The following is an 18,053-nucleotide window of genomic DNA, read 5'->3' on the forward strand; positions in this document are numbered from 1 at the left end:
AATAATGAATTTATTCGGATTAGTAATTGCTATTGTTTATGTTTTTATTATTAGTAAAATTCATGAATGGGTTTGTAAAGCAACTAGAAAAGACCAATATTTTTTTAGTCTTTATATATTTCTAATACCATTAGTATTGGAAATAATTCTCTATTTCTTGAAATTAGATAGTTTTAGTTTGTCTAAATTTTTATTTCCTTTCCTCCTATTTGGTTACTTTGTTGGATTTAAGAAGTATGAGAAATCTAAGGGAATTTTTATCAGTCTATTATTTTCTCTTTTATATAATAGTACTAATAACTTTTTATCAGTAACCTTATCATCTATTACAGGAGATGAGTTTGCATTGAAGTATAACAATTATTTTTCTCTATTTATCCTGATCTTAACTTATTTGGTTATTAAAGTTGTTGTGTCTTATTTCCATCTCGAATTTAAATATTTTGATAAAGACTATCTATATCCTTTTCTGAAGAAAGTGCTCTTTGCATTTATTTTTCTACACGTTGTCTCTTTCACTTCAGATATTGTGAGTACGATTCGTCACTTAAATGGTTTTGGAAGTATTTTATCATCCATTGTTTTTGTTGGCCTACTTTTGACTTTTTTCTCCATGAATTCTCACAAAGTTCAGATAGAAAAAGAAATTGAATTGGAACAAAAGAAGTTTGAGCAAAAACACTTGCAAACTTACACGGATGAGATTGTTTCCTTATATAATGAGATTCGTGGTTTTCGTCATGACTATACAGGCATGCTTGTCAGCTTAAGAATGGCGATCGAAAGTAAAGATTTACAAGAAATTGACAGAGTTTACAGTGAAGTTCTTGTAAAGGCAAATCAAAAATTACGTTCAGATAAGTATACCTATTTCGATTTGAACAATATTGAGGATTCAGCACTTCGTAGTTTGATTGCCCAATCTATTGTCAATGCGAAAACTAATGATGTAGAGTACACATTAGAGGTAAAAGATATTATTACACCTTTATCTATGGAATTGTTAGATTTGGTGCGCGTGATGAGCGTTCTGCTCAATAATGCTGTTGAAGGAGCAGTTGAAAGCTATCAAAAACAACTAGAGGTAGCTATTATCAAGTTGGATCTTGAAACCTTAGTTGTCATCCAAAACTCTTGTAAAAAAAGAAAGGTAAAATCCGAAGATTTATTTGAATTAGGATTTTCAACTAAAGGAAGACATAGAGGACTTGGACTTAATAATGTTAAAGAAATTTTAGGAAAATATGACAATGTTATTTTAGAAACAGAAATTGATAATGATGTATTTAAACAAGTAATTAGATTTAAGAGGGAACTGATATGAAAGTATTGATTTTAGAAGATATTATAGAACACCAAGTAAGGTTGGAAACAACTCTGAATAAAATTTCTAAGGAAACAAATATTCCTATCTCCTATAAAACAACAGGAAAAGTGAGAGAGTTTATGGAATATGTAGAGCATGATGAAGTCAATCAGCTTTATTTTCTAGATATTGATATCAATGGGATTGAGAGAAAAGGATTTGAGGTTGCTCAATTTATTCGCCATCGCAATCCTTATGCGATTATTGTTTTTATTACAAGTCGATCTGAATTTGCTACTTTGACTTATAAATACAAAGTTTCAGCATTGGATTTCATTGATAAAGAAACCAGTGATCAAGTTTTTAAAAATAGAGTTGCCGACTGTGTGCTTTACACTAAGACTACTTTACTTGAAAACCAATCAGTCGTTGATTATTTTGATTATAGTTATAAAGGAAATGATCTTTGTATTCCTTATCATGATATTCTCTACATTGAGACAACTGGAACTTCTCATAAATTACGAATTGTAGGTAAGAATTTTGCCAAAGAATTCTATGGAACAATGACAGATATTCAAGAAAAGGATAAGGAAACCCAACGTTTTTATCTAGCTCACAAGTCATTTTTAGTCAATATCGGTAATGTGAGAGAAATTGATCGTAAAAAAATGGAAGTTGTATTTTATGAAGATCATCGTTGTCCTATCTCTCGCCTAAAAACTAAAAAATTGAGAGAACTAATGGCTAAAAACCAAAAAAAGTAATTGACAATTTTTGATAAATTGATATAATGGTTATATCTGCTACAGGTAGAGGGTCCGTTGGTTAAGAAATCGTCTTTTCATAGCGGTAACACGGGTTCGAATTCCGTACGGACTATTTAATCCGCCATAGCTCAGTTGGTAGTAGCGCATGACTGTTAATCATGATGTCGTAGGTTCGAGTCCTACTGGCGGAGTCAGATGAAAGGAACACTAATTTGGTGTTCCTTTTTTTGATTCTTTGTCCGATGTAATGAGGGGAGGCATACCTAACATACGGAGAGATAATGATTTGTGTCCGAAAATAAAACTAAGGAAATTGTATTGCATTAGTATTAGCCTAATAAGAACAACAAAATAGGCTCCATCATTCCTATGGTGGTTTTACCCACTACAGAAATTATAGAGCCTAAATATTATAGAGCTTTTTTGTTAATTTGTATCTCCTAACATTTTCATTAAAAAGTTCGTGATTTCTTGTGGACTTTCTTTTTTTCCATGGGCAATCCAGGTTTGACAGACTCCAAAGAGAGCATTTGTTAGGTAGACGCTACTATATTCTAATTCTACTTCATTTAGTTTGAGTTGCATAAAACGTTTTTGAAGGTCCGTGCTCAGTAGGATGTGAAGCTTATTTCTCAGGAAATTTTGAATTTCCTTGGTTCCATTTTCAGATAAAAGAGCTGCTAGAAGCGGTTCTGATTCCAAGTATTCAAATACTTCTAGAATAGCATCTCGTTTGTGATTAGCATGTTTTTGAAAGATATATTCGAAGGTATGAAATAGTTTACTTTGGTAATGTTCAATCATGTCGTATTTATCTTTGTAATGAGTATAGAAACTGGAGCGGCTAATTCCAGCTTTTTGCGCTAATTTAACAGTTGTAATCTGATCGAATGGTTGTTCCATCAATAATTCTACCATAGCATTTTCGATAATGCGCTTAGTTTTTAATCGTTTATTACTTTCTTGCATGTTCCCTCCAGATGAACAATTTTAGACAATGTGTTTAAAAATAGATTTTTTTATCTTGTCTTTTTAATTTTTTTATGTATAATCTATTATATCAGAAATTTAGACAAGTAGTTTAAAAAAGGAGACAATATGTTTAAAGAATGGAAAGCAATCTTTAAAAAACCGACATTTATTATTGTCATGATAGGAATTTCCTTAATTCCAGCTCTTTACAATATCATTTTCTTATCATCAATGTGGGATCCATACGGTAAACTTTCGGAGTTACCTGTAGCAATTGTTAATAAGGATCAAGTTGCTACTTATAATGATGAAAAACTCACTATTGGTGAAGACACGGTGTCTAATTTAAAAGATAGTGATAGTCTGAATTTTCATTTTGTAGATGAAGGTGAGGGAGAAAGAGGACTGCGGGATGGAGATTATTACATGGTTGTAACGTTGCCAAGTAATCTTTCTGAGAAAGCTTCTTCTATCCTTACCAATCATCCTGAACAGATGACGATTGACTATCAGACATCAAGTGGTCATAGTTTTATTGCAAGCAAGATGAGTGATTCTGCCATGACACAAATCAAACAGACTGTGGCTACTAATGTTACTCAATCTTATACTAAAGCTTTATTTAAGAAGATGGGTGATTTAAAAATTGGTTTATCTCAAGCGGCAAATGCAAGTTTACAGTTGGCTGATGGTTCGAATCAACTTTCGGATGGGAGTCAAACCTTATCAACCAATCTTCAAACCTTAGCTCAATCGAGTCTCACATTTTCTAATGGTGCTGATCAATTATCTACAGGATTAGGAACCTATACAGCTGGTGTAAATCAGTTAAATCTTGGTCTTGGTAATTTTAATACTGGTTTAAATCAATATACCAGCGCTATTTCACAAATCGATAATGGATTAAACCAACTGAATTCACAGACACCGGTACTGGTATCAGGATTGACTCAACTTGATGCAGGCACACAAGCCTATACAGGTGGTGTTTCTCAACTCAATTCAGGATTAAATCAATTTTCACTTGGTATTGATACTTATACAAATGGAGTTCAAAGTCTATCATCAGGTGCAAATCAGATTTCTACAAAATCAGAGACTCTACGTACAGGATTAACACAACTTAATCAAGGTATTCAAGAACTTTCTACTCAATTAGATGGGACAACCCAACAAAAAGATCAGATTAAACAATTAGCAACTAGTTTAGAGAAATTTAATCAAGCTATTCAAAATATTCAAACAGCAGATAGTGGAGAGATAACACAAGTAACAAAACAGCTTTCTAGTAGTTTATCAACGATTGCAAATTCAGCACAAAGCATCATTACTTCAAATCAATCTGAAAAAGAAACTACTTTATCAGCTATTCAATCTACGAGTGCTTATCAAAGCTTAACTCCTGAACAACAGGCAGAGATAACTTCTGTGGTTTCTAATCCATCATCTTCTGCTAGTGAGTCAGCACGAACAATTTTAACTACAGTTCAAACGTTACAATCTTCTTTAGAAAATGTAACCACTCAAACAAATAGTTTAACTCAATTAAAGAATCGCTCAAGTCAATTATTACCAACTGCTTCTTCAACATTGACAAGTTTGTCAAGTAGATTAACACAGATTCAAACAGCAATTGATGGTCAGTTATTGCCAGCTAGTCAAACTCTATCTGGTATTGACAGCTATACAAAATCTGTAGACCAAGTAGCTTTAGGAGCAAGTCAGTTGAGTTCGAAAAATTCGAACTTGACAGGAAGTTTCAATAAGTTGCTACAAGGCTCTAATCAGTTGACAGAAAAATCTTCTACATTGACAGGTGCAACTGCTAAGTTAGCAGCTAATGGGCCAGAATTAGCAACAGGAATTGATAAACTTGCATCAGGTGTCAACCAAGTAAACAATAAAACATCAGATTTAACTGCTGGATTTAATCAATTACAAGCGGGTTCTCAACAATTAGCTGATAAATCAGACCAGCTAGTTTCAGGAGCAAATCAACTGGCTAATGGTTCTGAAAAAATAGCTAGTGGAGCAGATCAACTTGCTCAAGGCTCAGAAATTCTACAATCAGGACTTGGAAAATTAAGTGATGGTTCAAGTCAATTAAATCAAGGTTTGACAGAGGCTGAGGGGCAATTGCAACAGGCTTCAACTGAACCAACAAATGCAGACTTACTGGCTGATCCTTTAAGTCTTTCAAAAACTGATGCGGATCAAGTAGCTGTTAATGGGATTGCCATGGCTCCGTATATGATATCAGTTGCTCTTTTTGTTGCTGCTATTTCAACTAATATGATTTTTGCTAAATTGCCTTCTGGGCGCCATCCAGAGAGTCGTTGGGCTTGGTTTAAGTCTCGCTTTGAAGTTAATGGTATCATTGCTGGTTTGGCAGGATTATTAGTTTATGGTGGGGTACATTTAATCGGACTGACTGCAGTTCACGAATTCAAAACCTTGGCTTTGATTATTTTAACCAGCCTGGCTTTTATGGCGATGGTAACAGCATTGACAACCTGGAATTCTCGCCTAGGCGCCTTCTTCTCTTTAATTTTATTACTCCTTCAATTAGCATCAAGTGCAGGAACTTATCCTTTAGCTTTGACGAATCAATTCTTTAAAACTATTAATCCATGGTTACCTATGAGTTATTCAGTTTCAGGTTTACGACAAACCATTTCTATGAAAGGTAATATTCATAGTCAGATTATTTTCCTTATCTTTACAGTGATGATTTTTGTTGCTTTAGGAATGCTAGCCTATCAACCTAAAAAAGCTGAAGAAGACTAAAAACTATCGACCAATTCGGTCGATAGTTTTTTTATCTAGAATATTTTTTTCTTTGAATATCATAAAAAATAAAGACAATAATAGCTATAAGAGAACAACTTGCACCAGCAACAAATCCTTTTGGTATAAAGGAAAGGGTAATAGTCCCTTCACCTTCAGGAACATCAATTTTCATAAATCCAGTTTGTGCCTGTTGAATTTGTAATTTTTTACCATTTTGATAAGCAGACCATCCTTGATCGTATGGAATTGTGAAAAAGATCGATGTCTCATTCTTTACCTTATAATTTACAGTGACTTTATTTTTATAAGAGCTCACTTCTACTGGATTTTCTTTTATTTTGCGTATAGCCTCCGTATATTTTTTAGTATCTAAGCGATAGAAAGTTGGAGATTCAAATGATACTTGAGCATTTCCTGGGAACTTAACCTGGATATCAAAAGTTTGTTTATGTTCTGCATATCCAAGATTGAAAAATGTAAAAACATTATCTGTGGTAAAGGATTTTTTTTCACCATTGACAATGATGTCAACTTGCTTTTTCTTATCGTTTGAAAAATTTATCTTGGTCATGGAAAGGTAAACCTGACTATTATCAGGTACTTCAATGCTGTAGCTGATAGTTGCATCTTCAGTATCAGTTCCGTTTAGATTGACCACGTTGTCACCAGAGTCTGTATGATGATTTATCGGATAAAAGTACTCTTCATTTAAGCCAGCAATTTGATTTAAAAATTGAGTTTGGTTATCAAGAGTATGGTCATTAAAAGTGACATCTTTGTAAAGAGACTGTGTAGCAAAAGCAATTGGGAGAGCGAATTGATTTTTATAAAGGGTTAGATTATCTTTTTGATATCTTGGATGAAAACCATATTTATCTGGATAGGTTTCAGAAATATTGTAGCTGATTCCAAATAAACTATCTGCAATGATAGTATTATTTGCATAACGAAGATTAAGGTTGGTACCTGAAGATTTAAAACCCAACTTATCTAACGTTGTACTTACAGAACGATTACGAACAGATGAAAATTGTGAGATGCCATTGTAGTTAAATTTCATGCTATCGTTTCCAGTTTGAGTTTGTAACTTTTCAGTTCGTGTAAATGTATCTGGTTGCTGTTTGGTATACTCCAAAATAGCTTCCATACTTAGAATATCTTTATCATAGGTACTACGAGAAGCGAATCCCCATTCTTTCGTAATTCCATTTAGTTGAGATGAAGCATTAAAACTAATTTCACTTATTGTAAAGATCAAAATAAGGATTGAAAAGATTTTTGGTGAAATCATCTTTCGGATAAATGCCAGTAACAATAGCAAGTATACCACTAGAAATTCAATTGTTAAAAGGATATTTAAGTTAGTTAAAAAGGAATAATGATTTTTAAAATAAATGGTTGCTAGATAACCAGATAAAAGGAAGGTTATTGAGCATAAAATATTCCATAACTTAATATCCTTAAATCTATTTAAAACTTCCGCAGATATATAAGTCAAAAGAGTAGAGAAAATCCACGCATAGCGATGAAGAAACATATTTGGCGCGTGCATTCCTTGCCAAAATAAATCTAAGGCTTCTAGATAAAAACTAGCAATGATGATAATGAGTAGAGTTGCATAGCATAGTTTCACATGAAACTTAATTGATTTTAATGTAAAGAATATAATTGTTAAGATAAAAGGAAGGAGGCCAACAAAAATCATTGGGATAGAACCATATTTAGTTGTATCGAAAGAACCAATAAATTGTTTAGCGAATAGATCTAGATACCAACTGGCATCTGTTTTTATTTTTGTAATAGCGGTTAGTTTTTCACCATGAGTTCTTAAATCAAAAAAGGTTGGGAGTGTCATGATGAAACTTGTTAAACCAGCGAGTAAGGATGTTAGGAAAAAATCAAGGAAAGAATACTTGCGACTTTTAAAATCCCAGGAAAGTTGGCAAAAATACCAAACTACCAAAAACAGGGCAGTCATATAACCAAAATAGTAGTTTTGGATAAATAAGATTGACAAACTTGTAAAGTATAGAATACGTTTTTTTTCCGTTATGAGTAGATGTAAACCAGTTAAAATTAAGGGAATTAAAATAAAAACATCTAACCAGGTTTTAATCTCAAGTTGACTAACTGTAAAGCTCATTAAAGCATATGAGGTAGATAAAGATAATCTGAGTGGGGTTGATAGATTTTTGAATATTATACTCAAGCTAAAAAAGGTTGACAGACCTATCAAGCCAAATTTTAACAAGGTTGACAGATAGACTGCATCTGGCATGCTTGATACATCAAAAAAATAAACAAGAGGTGATAGAAAACTACCAAGGTAATAACTGGACAAGGCATAAAAATTGAGACCTAGACCACTGGTAAAAGTATAAAATAGACTATCACTCCCATGTAAAATATTACGAAGATTAAGATCAAAAATAACATATTGATGAAATCCATCCCCTAATAAAGGTGAAGTATCACTATTCCAGTAGATACCTTGAGAAAGATAGACTCCGAACATAATCACTAGGGGAATGATAAAAGAAATAAAATAGGTCCAATAGTTTCTGAAAAATGTTTTCATGTTACCTCATAGAATGATAGAAAACTCAGTTGGTTAATCCAACTGAGTTTTAAAGTATTTAGTCTTTCCAAAGTTCTTTGACTTTTGCTTGTACTTCAGCATTTTCTAAGAATTCATCATAGGTTTCATCGATACGGTCGATCACACCGTTTTTAGATAGGACAATAATGTGGTTAGCCAATGTTTGAATGAATTCATGGTCATGACTGGCGAAGATGATTGATTCTTTGAAGTTTTTCAATCCATCGTTCAAACTTGAAATAGATTCCAAATCTAAGTGATTAGTAGGATCGTCAAGTACTAGAACATTTGATTTCAAAAGCATGAGTTTCGATAGCATCACGCGCACCTTTTCTCCTCCTGACAAGACGTTTACAGGTTTGTTAACCTCATCTCCAGAGAAGAGCATACGGCCAAGGAAACCACGCAAGAAGGTATTGTCATCTTCTTCTTTACTTGCAAATTGACGGAGCCAGTCAAGGATAGATTCACCCCCAGCAAAATCAGCTGAATTGTCTTTTGGCAAGTAAGAGCGACTAGTTGTAACTCCCCACTTGACAGTTCCTTCATAGTCAATATCACCCATAATAGCACGAATCAATGCAGTTGTTTGAATGTCGTTTTGACCGATTAGAGCTGTCTTGTCACCTGGACGCAAGATAAAGCTGATGTTGTCAAGAATAGTTTCGCCATCAATCTTGACAGATAGATTTTCTACTGTCAAGAGATCGTTTCCGATTTCACGTTCAGCTTTAAAGTTGATAAATGGATATTTACGACTAGATGGCACAATTTCTTCAAGTTCAATCTTATCAAGCATTTTCTTACGTGATGTTGCTTGTCTTGATTTAGAAGCATTAGCAGAGAAACGAGCAACGAATTCTTGTAATTGCTTAATTTTTTCTTCTGCTTTAGCATTACGGTCTGCTAGCAATTTAGCAGCAAGCTCAGAAGATTCTTTCCAGAAGTCGTAGTTTCCGACATAGAGTTTGATTTTTCCAAAGTCAAGGTCGGCCATGTGAGTACATACTTTATTTAAGAAGTGACGGTCATGGGACACAACAATAACGGTGTTATCAAAATCAATCAAGAAATCTTCTAACCAAGTAATAGATTGGATATCCAAACCGTTGGTCGGCTCGTCTAGAAGAAGTACATCTGGTTTACCAAATAGAGCTTTAGCAAGGAGTACTTTCACTTTGTCCCCATTTGCAAGTTCGCTCATATTTTGATAATGAAGATCTTCAGGGATATTCAAGTTTTGCAAGAGTTGTGAAGCTTCACTTTCAGCTTCCCAACCACCTAGTTCAGCAAATTCACCTTCAAGCTCAGCTGCACGAACTCCATCTTCATCAGTAAAGTCTGCCTTCATATAGATAGCATCTTTTTCTTTCATGATATTGTATAGTTTTTCATTACCCATGATAACAACATCAATAACACGTTCATCCTCGTAGTCAAAGTGATTTTGACGAAGCACAGAAAGACGTTCATCAGGTCCAAGAGAAACATGACCAGTTGTAGGTTCGATATCACCAGCTAAGATTTTTAAAAATGTTGATTTACCTGCACCGTTAGCACCAATTAAACCATATGTGTTTCCTTCTGTAAATTTGATGTTGACCTCATCAAAAAGTTTGCGATCACTAAAACTTAGTGAAACATCAGATACTGTTAGCAATTTTTTTCTCCTATTATATGTAATACTCTAATTCTACTAGAAAATCAGCAAATATTCAAATTTTTATCTGTCAATTATTTGTAAAGAATGTTTACAGATAGTTTACAGTTAAGGAGTTGAAATCGTAATTATTTGATAAAAAAAATTACCTGTCTTTTTATCAAAAAAATGCTATAATTGAAAGGACCATATCAAAGGAGAATAAGATGAATAAACCCATTATTTTAACAGGAGATCGTCCAACGGGGAAATTACATATCGGACACTATGTAGGTAGCTTAAAAAATCGTGTCTTATTACAGCAAGAAGATAAATATGACATGTTCGTTTTTTTAGCTGACCAGCAAGCCTTAACTGACCATGCAAAAGATCCACAAACAATTGTAGAGTCTATTGGGAATGTTGCTTTGGACTATCTTGCAGTGGGATTAGATCCTAATAAATCAACGATTTTCATTCAAAGTCAAATTCCAGAATTGGCAGAGTTGTCTATGTATTACATGAATCTAGTGTCTTTGGCTCGTCTGGAGCGTAATCCTACTGTAAAGACAGAAATTGCTCAGAAAGGATTTGGAGAAAGTATTCCAACTGGATTTTTAGTTTATCCAATTGCTCAAGCAGCAGATATCACAGCTTTTAAGGCTAACTATGTTCCTGTAGGTACAGACCAAAAACCGATGATTGAACAAACGCGTGAGATTGTACGTTCATTCAACCATGCCTATAATTGTGATGTTTTAGTAGAACCGGAAGGAATTTATCCTGAAAATGAAGGAGCAGGTCGCTTACCTGGTCTTGATGGAAATGCCAAAATGTCTAAATCGCTTAATAATGGTATCTACTTGTCAGATGATGCAGATACTTTGCGTAAGAAAGTAATGAGTATGTATACAGATCCAAATCACATTCGTGTCGAGGATCCAGGTAAGATTGAAGGAAATATGGTCTTCCATTATTTAGATGTTTTTGGACGTCCTGAAGATGCTCAAGAAATTGTTGACATGAAAGAGCATTATCAACGTGGAGGTTTAGGTGATGTTAAGACTAAACGGTATCTACTGGAAATCCTAGAACGTGAACTTGGTCCAATCCGTGAACGTCGCCTAGAATATGCTAAGGACATGGGTGAAGTCTATAATATGCTTCAAAAAGGTAGTGAAAAAGCTCGAGAAGTTGCTGGTCAAACACTATCAGAAGTAAAATCAGCAATGGGCCTAAATTACTTTCATTAATAGATAAAATATGAACTCTAAAACTATCTCTTCTTTAAAATTAAAGGGATAGTTTTTTTACATTATCTATTATCAATATAATTGACAAATTTTCATAGAATGGTATGATAGATACAATACAAAAAGCGTCAAGCTCAAAAAGAAAGAAAAGAGGAAACTTCAATGTCTAATTGGGACACTAAATTTTTGAAAAAAGGTTTTACCTTTGATGATGTATTGCTTATTCCAGCAGAGAGTCATGTGTTGCCTAATGATGCGGATTTAACTACAAAATTGGCAGATAATTTGACTTTAAATATCCCAATTATTACCGCTGCGATGGACACTGTAACAGAGAGCCAAATGGCGATTGCTATTGCGCGTGCAGGTGGTCTTGGTGTTATCCATAAAAATATGTCTATTGAACAGCAGGCAGATGAAGTTCGTAAGGTAAAACGTTCTGAAAATGGTGTTATCATTGATCCATTCTTCTTGACTCCAGAGCATACAATTGCAGAAGCAGATGAACTCATGGGACGTTACCGTATCAGTGGTGTTCCAGTGGTTGAAACTCTTGAAAATCGTAAATTGGTTGGTATTTTAACAAATCGAGACCTTCGTTTTATTTCAGATTACAATCAACCAATCTCAAATCATATGACCAGTGAGAATCTTGTTACTGCTCCTGTTGGAACAGATCTTGAAACAGCTGAGAGCATTCTTCAAGAACACCGTATTGAAAAACTTCCTTTGGTTGATGAAGAAGGTCGTCTTTCTGGCTTGATCACGATTAAAGATATTGAAAAAGTGATTGAGTTTCCAAATGCAGCTAAAGATGAGTTTGGTCGTCTTCTAGTTGCAGGTGCGGTAGGTGTCACTTCTGATACATTTGAACGTGCTGAAGCCCTCTTTGAAGCAGGTGCGGATGCCATTGTCATCGATACAGCACACGGACACTCTGCAGGGGTTCTCCGTAAAATCGCTGAAATCCGTGCGCACTTCCCAGACCGTACACTGATTGCTGGGAACATCGCTACTGCTGAAGGAGCACGTGCTCTTTATGATGCAGGAGTTGACGTTGTTAAAGTTGGTATTGGACCAGGTTCAATCTGTACAACTCGTGTTATCGCAGGTGTAGGAGTTCCACAAGTTACAGCTATCTATGATGCAGCAGCAGTTGCACGTGAATATGGCAAAACAATCATTGCTGATGGTGGAATCAAGTATTCTGGAGATATTGTTAAAGCACTTGCTGCTGGTGGAAATGCAGTAATGCTTGGATCAATGTTTGCAGGAACAGATGAAGCTCCAGGTGAAACTGAAATCTTCCAAGGACGTAAGTTCAAGACATACCGTGGTATGGGTTCAATCGCTGCAATGAAGAAAGGTTCAAGCGACCGTTACTTCCAAGGTTCTGTCAATGAAGCAAACAAACTCGTTCCAGAAGGAATTGAGGGTCGTGTTGCTTATAAAGGAGCTGCAGCTGATATCGTCTTCCAAATGATTGGAGGTATTCGCTCTGGTATGGGTTACTGTGGTGCAGCTAATCTTAAAGAATTGCATGACAATGCTCAATTTATCGAAATGTCAGGTGCTGGTCTAAAAGAAAGCCATCCACACGATGTGCAAATCACAAATGAAGCACCAAACTACTCAATGTAATCAAAAAAATCTCCTGTTTAACAGGAGATTTTTTATCTTTACGAATCTGTAAATATTAATTTACAACTAATTGACCGTTCTTTACAGTAAATATACTGAGATTATCAGGTAAGTTTTGAAGATGCTCTAAACTAGTTGTTGTAATAAAGGTTTGAATATTTTGAGATATAGTTTCTAATAATTTAAGTTGACGAGTATTGTCAAGTTCACTCATAACATCGTCAAGTAAAAGTATAGGTGATTCTTTTGTAATGCTCTCCATTAATTCGATTTCAGCTAGTTTAATAGAAAGAACAAGGCTACGATGTTGTCCTTGACTTCCAAAGCTTGCGTCCATTCCATTGATTAAGAAAATCATATCGTCCCGATGAGGACCAACTCCAGTATTCTTCTTAAATAAATCTCTTGCTCTACTTTTTTGAAGTGCTGCATAAAAAGATTCTGCTAGTTTTTCCTTGTCAGTGAAGTTTACAGATGGTTGATAACAAATTGACAACTCTTCTAATTGGTCCGAAATATCAAAGTGTTTTTTACGACCAAAAGATTCCATTTTTTTGATAAATTCTTCTCTATGAACCATTACTCGACAACCGTAGTCTACTAGCTGGTCATCTAGAACAGATAAAAATGTTTCGTCAATCTGATTCGCTGACTTTAAGTAGGTATTTCTTTGTTTGAGCACATGATTGTAGCTTGACAAGTCTGACAAGTATATGGGTTTGATTTGTCCTAGTTCCATATCTATAAACTTACGTCGGATAGCAGGTGCTCCTTTGACAAGTTGTAAATCTTCGGGTGCAAATAGAACAACATTCATGTGTCCAATATAGTCAGATAGCCGAGCTTGCTTTAAGTGATTGACTTTAGTAATTCGACCTTTTGGAGTCAAATCAATCTCAAGTGGAATAGTAGCCGTTCGTTTTTGAAGAATTCCAGAAACTTGAAGCTGTTCTTCTTCAAATTGAATTAAATTCTTGTCTGTCTTTGTCCGATGACTTCTAGTTAAAGCTAAAAAGTAAATACTTTCCAGAAGATTAGTTTTGCCTTGAGCATTTCGACCCACAAATACATTTAATTTAGGATTAAATTCAATTTCGGTATCCTGATAGTTTCTAAATTGCTTGATGGATAAGTTTTTTAGCCACATACTTATCTACCTGGGAAACGTGGTGCAGTTTTTGTTTTAGCTTTCGGGGTCTTTTTTGTTGGCTTTTTTTTGACCGTCTTATTCATTTCTTTGACAAGTTTAGCCACACGTTCTTTCTCAAGTTTTTCTTGAAGATATTCTTCCTGTTCTTCTAAGCTCGGTTGCGTCAGAATGATTTGGATTTTCATGTCAGGAATGTCGATAGAGTCTCCGATTCTTACTTTTTTTCCACGACGATTTTCTAATTCACCATTAAAGTAGACATGATGCTCAGCTAAAAAGGATTTAATAGCTCCGCCACTGTGTATAATACCAAGTTCTTTCAAGAGAGCTTGGAGAGTGATAAATTCTTCAAATAATTTGTATTCCATAGTTCACCTCAATCTTTGGTATTATACCATATTTTACCTTGAAATGGCAGAGGTAAATTCGTTAGAAATGAAAGCGATTTTAATTTTAAAAGGGGTAAAGAGAACAAGAAAATTTTCTCTTTTCATGGTATAATAGAACTCTATGTAGAAGGAGGTAAGAGATGGAGTTAGTACCTGGAATTGCAGTGCATTTTATCCAATCAAAAAAATTTAAAACTAATAAAATTACTGTGCGTTTCACAGCTCCATTGTCTTTGGATTCAATTTCAAGTCGCATGTTAAGTGCCAGTATGCTTGAAACTGCCAACCAAAGTTATCCAACTGCTCAACTGTTTAGAAAACGTTTAGCAACCTTGTATGGAACTGATTTGTCAGCGCACGCCTATCGAAGAGGACAAAGTCATCTTGTGGATTTGAATATTACCTATGTGCGTGATGAATTTTTAAGTAAGAAAAACGTATTAACTTCTCAAATTTTAGAATTACTGCACCAGGTTCTGTTTACACCATTGGCGGATGAGGATGGATTTGAGAAAAATACTTTTGACATTGAGAAAAAACAGATCTTATCAAGGCTAGAATCAGAATTGGAAGACCCATTCTTCTTTGCACATAAAGAGTTAGATCAATTGTTTTTCCAAGAAGAATCAATGCAGCTAGTTCCAAAAGATTTGATTTCTAGAATTTCAGAAGAGACTTCAAAAACATGTTTTTCAAACTATCAAAAAATGCTAAAAGAAGACCAAATAGATATTTTCTTCTTAGGCGATTTTAATGAAATTGAAGTTTTAGAGTTTTTACATAAATTTCCTTTAACAGGTCGTAAATCAGTTGTAAACATTCAATATCAGCAACCCTATTCTAATATTCTTAGAGAAGGTATTGTTAGAAAGAGATTAGGACAGTCTGTTTTAGAGATGGGCTACCATAGTTCAGTGGCATATGGTGATGAAGAACAGATGGCAGTGCTTCTTGTAAATGGTCTTTTAGGAGTCTTTCCTCATTCGAAATTATTTACCCAAGTGCGAGAAAAAGAAGGACTGGCCTATACGGTATCAAGTCATTTGGATCTCTTTAGTGGATTTTTACGACTATTTGCTGGAATTGATCGGCAAAATCGAAACAAAGTAAGAAAATTGATGAATCATCAGTTGCTTGACATAAAAAATGGCAAGTTTACAGATAAGGAAATTGATCAGACCAAACAAATGATTCGTCGATCCTTACTACTTGCTCAGGATAATCAAGATTCTATCGTCGATAAATATTATCTGTCAACTTTTTTTGGGAAAGCGAATCTTGACACAAAAACTTTAATCGATAAGCTTGACCAAGTTGATAGAGAAGCAATTTGTGAAGCAGCAAACAGTTTTAAGTTGCAGGCTATTTATTTTATGGAAGGAGCAGAATGACCAGACCTACTTTTCAAAAGAAATATTATCCTGCTGTAAAAGAAACTTTGTATCAAACTAGATTAGAAAATGGTTTGACAGTTACTTTACTACCTAAAAAGGACTTTAACGAGGTTTATGGCGTTGTAAGTGTCCAAGTCGGTTCTGTTGACACAAGGTTTACAGTGGATGATAAGGACTTACAACAATATCCACAAGGAATCGCTCATTTCTTAGAACATAAGCTTTTTGAAAGAGAAGATTCTGGAGATGTTATGGCAGCTTTTACAGAGTTGGGTGCTGAAAGTAATGCCTTTACGAGCTTTACGAACACTAGCTATCTTTTCTCGACTTCTGAAAATGTTCTAGAGTGTTTAGATTTGCTAGAAGAACTTGTCACTACTTTCAATATGACTGAAGAATCTGTGGAGCGCGAAAAGGATATCATTCAACAGGAAAGAGAGATGTATCAGGATGATCCAGATTCTTGTCTATTTTTCAAGACTTTGGCAAATCTCTATCCTGAAAGTCCTTTAGCTTCAGATATTGTTGGTAGTGAAAACTCTATTGATGCTATTTGTTTGGAGGATTTAGAAGAGAACTTTAAAGAGTTTTACAGACCTGTCAATAGTAATATCTTTTTAGTGGGGAATTTTGATTTTGAACGGCTTGAAGATTATTTTGCTAAGAAATCTTATCCGCAAGAAAAAAAATATGAGTTTAAAAGAGAACAAATATCTTTACATCCTGTAAAGACTACTGAAAGTTTACGGATGGACGTTGCTTCTCCCAAATTAGCGATCGGTATTAGAGGGAATAAAGAAATCGGAAATCGAGATCAATATCGTTATCATCTTTTATTGAAATTGTTGTTTACAATGATGTTTGGTTGGACTTCACAAAGATTTCAAAGATTATATGAGTCTGGTAAACTGGATGCTTCCCTGTCTCTAGAAATAGAAGTTGATCCTCGTTTCCATTTTGTGATATTAACAATGGATACAAAGGAACCTGTGGCACTTTCTCATCAATTTCGTAAAGCTATTCGTAATTTTATGAAAGATGAGGATGTCACTGAGGATCACTTGGATATTGTAAAAACTGAGATGTATGGGGAATTTCTTCATAGTATGGATTCCTTAGAATATATTGCTACTCAGTATCATCCAACCGATACAGGTTCTACCCTGTTTGACCTTCCTAAACTTTTGCAGGAAATTACTTTAGAAGATGTTCTAGAGGCTGGACATGATTTGATAAATAATAGCGATATGGTTGATTGTACAATTTTCCCGATATAATCGCTAGAAAATACACTAGAAAGAAGGAATGTTAAGTATGAGAAAAAAAACAATTGGTGAGGTCTTACGTCTTGCAAGAATTAACCAAGGACTGAGCTTAGAGGAATTGCATAGAAAGACAGATATTCAGCTGGATTTGTTGGAGGCAATGGAGTCAGATGATTTTGACAAACTACCGAGTACTTTTTATGCTCGTTCATTTTTGAGAAAGTATGCTTGGGCAGTTGAATTAGATGAACATATTGTTCTAGATGCCTATGATTCAGGTAGTATGATTACTTATGAAGAAGTTGATGTAGATGAGATTGAACTTTCAGGACGTAGACGATCTAATCGCAAGAAAAATTCATTTCTCCCGCTATTTTACTTTGTTCTTTTTTCTTTATCAATTTTAATTTTTGTAACCTACTATGTGTGGAATTATATTCAAACCCAACCAACTGCGTCTTCTGCAGCAACCTATAGTGTTGTGAGTTCAACAAGTAGCTCTAGTAGTGTAGCATCAAGTAGTAGTCAAGCTACTAGTTCATCAAGTTCGAGTGAGATAACTACTTTGACTGTTTCAGGTCAGGGAGATACTTTATCAGTGGAATATAAGACATCTAAAGATTCTGCGGATCTTCACTTATCTGTAACAGATACAACAAGCTGGATTAGTGTTTCGGATACTGATTTAGCAGGAGGAGTGACTCTTGAACCTAATAATAAAACAGCCAAAACAACCATCTCTAAAGGATCTCCAGTAACCATAACATTGGGTGTTGTTAAAGGAGTATCGGTGAAAATTGATAATAAGGAAATTGACACTTCAAAATTAACTGGTCAAACTGGTTGGATTACTCTAACATTAAGTTCAAACTAAAGGAAGGATAA

The 18,053-nt window shown here is 34.6% G+C and carries 13 protein-coding genes and 1 tRNA gene; 9 read left to right on the plus strand and 5 right to left on the minus strand.

Features of this window, described 5'->3' with window-relative positions; genetic code table 11:
* Positions 1 to 4: 4 nt before the first annotated feature.
* From comD to QM450_RS02285, 3 genes are all read left to right on the plus strand, one after another.
* Positions 5 to 1,324, plus strand: a complete 1,320-nt coding sequence (gene comD, locus QM450_RS02275; protein WP_314045837.1) for a competence system sensor histidine kinase ComD — start codon at positions 5 to 7, stop codon at positions 1,322 to 1,324.
* The gene (gene comE / locus QM450_RS02280) at positions 1,321 to 2,073 is read left to right on the plus strand and encodes a competence system response regulator transcription factor ComE (RefSeq protein ID WP_049530388.1); all 753 of its coding nucleotides are present in this window, start codon (positions 1,321 to 1,323) and stop codon (positions 2,071 to 2,073) included. The genes comD and comE overlap by 4 nt, the downstream gene beginning before the upstream one ends.
* A gap of 120 nt (positions 2,074 to 2,193) precedes the next feature.
* Positions 2,194 to 2,267, plus strand: a tRNA-Asn gene (locus tag QM450_RS02285).
* 235 nt (positions 2,268 to 2,502) lie between these two features.
* Here the strand turns inward: QM450_RS02285 and QM450_RS02290 are convergent.
* Positions 2,503 to 3,045 carry a TetR/AcrR family transcriptional regulator gene (locus QM450_RS02290; RefSeq protein WP_061863863.1) on the minus strand — a complete coding sequence of 181 codons (543 nt, stop codon included), beginning with the start codon at positions 3,043 to 3,045 and terminating at the stop codon, positions 2,503 to 2,505.
* 129 nt (positions 3,046 to 3,174) lie between these two features.
* Here QM450_RS02290 and QM450_RS02295 point away from each other — a divergent pair, with 129 nt between their 5' ends.
* Positions 3,175 to 5,835, plus strand: coding sequence for a YhgE/Pip family protein (locus QM450_RS02295; protein ID WP_414319538.1), 2,661 nt, complete (start codon positions 3,175 to 3,177; stop codon positions 5,833 to 5,835).
* 31 nt (positions 5,836 to 5,866) lie between these two features.
* Here the strand turns inward: QM450_RS02295 and QM450_RS02300 are convergent, their stop codons facing one another.
* The gene (locus QM450_RS02300; RefSeq protein ID WP_414319539.1) at positions 5,867 to 8,416 is read right to left on the minus strand and encodes a YfhO family protein; all 2,550 of its coding nucleotides are present in this window, start codon (positions 8,414 to 8,416) and stop codon (positions 5,867 to 5,869) included.
* Positions 8,417 to 8,474: 58 nt separating this feature from the next.
* Positions 8,475 to 10,097, minus strand: a complete 1,623-nt coding sequence (locus QM450_RS02305; RefSeq protein WP_414319540.1) for an ATP-binding cassette domain-containing protein — start codon at positions 10,095 to 10,097, stop codon at positions 8,475 to 8,477.
* A gap of 206 nt (positions 10,098 to 10,303) precedes the next feature.
* Between QM450_RS02305 and trpS the strand changes: the two genes are divergently transcribed.
* Together trpS and guaB are read left to right on the plus strand one after the other, a co-directional pair.
* Positions 10,304 to 11,329, plus strand: coding sequence for a tryptophan--tRNA ligase (gene trpS / locus QM450_RS02310; RefSeq protein WP_414319541.1), 1,026 nt, complete (start codon positions 10,304 to 10,306; stop codon positions 11,327 to 11,329).
* 162 nt (positions 11,330 to 11,491) lie between these two features.
* Complete coding sequence (gene guaB, locus QM450_RS02315) at positions 11,492 to 12,970, plus strand: IMP dehydrogenase (RefSeq protein WP_045762410.1); 1,479 nt, start codon at positions 11,492 to 11,494, stop codon at positions 12,968 to 12,970.
* 55 nt (positions 12,971 to 13,025) lie between these two features.
* Here the strand turns inward: guaB and recF are convergent, their stop codons facing one another.
* Both recF and yaaA read right to left on the minus strand, forming a co-directional pair.
* Positions 13,026 to 14,117 (minus strand): DNA replication/repair protein RecF, encoded by a 1,092-nt coding sequence (gene recF / locus QM450_RS02320; RefSeq protein WP_414319542.1) that lies wholly within the window; start codon positions 14,115 to 14,117, stop codon positions 13,026 to 13,028.
* Between the two features lie 2 nt (positions 14,118 to 14,119).
* Positions 14,120 to 14,488 carry a S4 domain-containing protein YaaA gene (gene yaaA / locus QM450_RS02325; protein ID WP_373095363.1) on the minus strand — a complete coding sequence of 123 codons (369 nt, stop codon included), beginning with the start codon at positions 14,486 to 14,488 and terminating at the stop codon, positions 14,120 to 14,122.
* A gap of 161 nt (positions 14,489 to 14,649) precedes the next feature.
* Here yaaA and yfmF point away from each other — a divergent pair, with 161 nt between their 5' ends.
* The 3 genes from yfmF to rodZ are packed head-to-tail and all read left to right on the plus strand — an operon-like array spanning position 14,650 to position 18,042.
* On the plus strand, positions 14,650 to 15,900 hold the full coding sequence (gene yfmF / locus QM450_RS02330) for an EF-P 5-aminopentanol modification-associated protein YfmF (RefSeq protein WP_414319543.1): 1,251 nt from the start codon (positions 14,650 to 14,652) through the stop codon (positions 15,898 to 15,900).
* Positions 15,897 to 17,180 carry an EF-P 5-aminopentanol modification-associated protein YfmH gene (yfmH, locus tag QM450_RS02335; RefSeq protein ID WP_414319544.1) on the plus strand — a complete coding sequence of 428 codons (1,284 nt, stop codon included), beginning with the start codon at positions 15,897 to 15,899 and terminating at the stop codon, positions 17,178 to 17,180. Before yfmF ends, yfmH begins: the two co-directional genes overlap by 4 nt.
* A 37-nt stretch (positions 17,181 to 17,217) precedes the next feature.
* Complete coding sequence (gene rodZ, locus QM450_RS02340; RefSeq protein ID WP_414319545.1) at positions 17,218 to 18,042, plus strand: cytoskeleton protein RodZ; 825 nt, start codon at positions 17,218 to 17,220, stop codon at positions 18,040 to 18,042.
* Positions 18,043 to 18,053: the final 11 nt, after the last annotated feature.

The organism is Streptococcus infantis, assembly GCF_047464615.1.
Classification (GTDB): Bacteria; Bacillota; Bacilli; order Lactobacillales; family Streptococcaceae; genus Streptococcus; species Streptococcus infantis_Y.

What these genes read in the sequence shown, in the direction of transcription:
- comD (WP_314045837.1), top strand. Translation starts at nt 5, where the DNA reads ATGAATTTATTCGGATTAGTAATTGCTATTGTTTATGTTTTTATTATT.
- comE (WP_049530388.1), top strand. Translation starts at nt 1,321, where the DNA reads ATGAAAGTATTGATTTTAGAAGATATTATAGAACACCAAGTAAGGTTG.
- QM450_RS02290 (WP_061863863.1), bottom strand. Translation starts at nt 3,045, where the DNA reads ATGCAAGAAAGTAATAAACGATTAAAAACTAAGCGCATTATCGAAAAT.
- QM450_RS02295 (WP_414319538.1), top strand. Translation starts at nt 3,175, where the DNA reads ATGTTTAAAGAATGGAAAGCAATCTTTAAAAAACCGACATTTATTATT.
- QM450_RS02300 (WP_414319539.1), bottom strand. Translation starts at nt 8,416, where the DNA reads ATGAAAACATTTTTCAGAAACTATTGGACCTATTTTATTTCTTTTATC.
- trpS (WP_414319541.1), top strand. Translation starts at nt 10,304, where the DNA reads ATGAATAAACCCATTATTTTAACAGGAGATCGTCCAACGGGGAAATTA.
- guaB (WP_045762410.1), top strand. Translation starts at nt 11,492, where the DNA reads ATGTCTAATTGGGACACTAAATTTTTGAAAAAAGGTTTTACCTTTGAT.
- recF (WP_414319542.1), bottom strand. Translation starts at nt 14,117, where the DNA reads ATGTGGCTAAAAAACTTATCCATCAAGCAATTTAGAAACTATCAGGAT.
- yaaA (WP_373095363.1), bottom strand. Translation starts at nt 14,488, where the DNA reads ATGGAATACAAATTATTTGAAGAATTTATCACTCTCCAAGCTCTCTTG.
- yfmF (WP_414319543.1), top strand. Translation starts at nt 14,650, where the DNA reads ATGGAGTTAGTACCTGGAATTGCAGTGCATTTTATCCAATCAAAAAAA.
- yfmH (WP_414319544.1), top strand. Translation starts at nt 15,897, where the DNA reads ATGACCAGACCTACTTTTCAAAAGAAATATTATCCTGCTGTAAAAGAA.
- rodZ (WP_414319545.1), top strand. Translation starts at nt 17,218, where the DNA reads ATGAGAAAAAAAACAATTGGTGAGGTCTTACGTCTTGCAAGAATTAAC.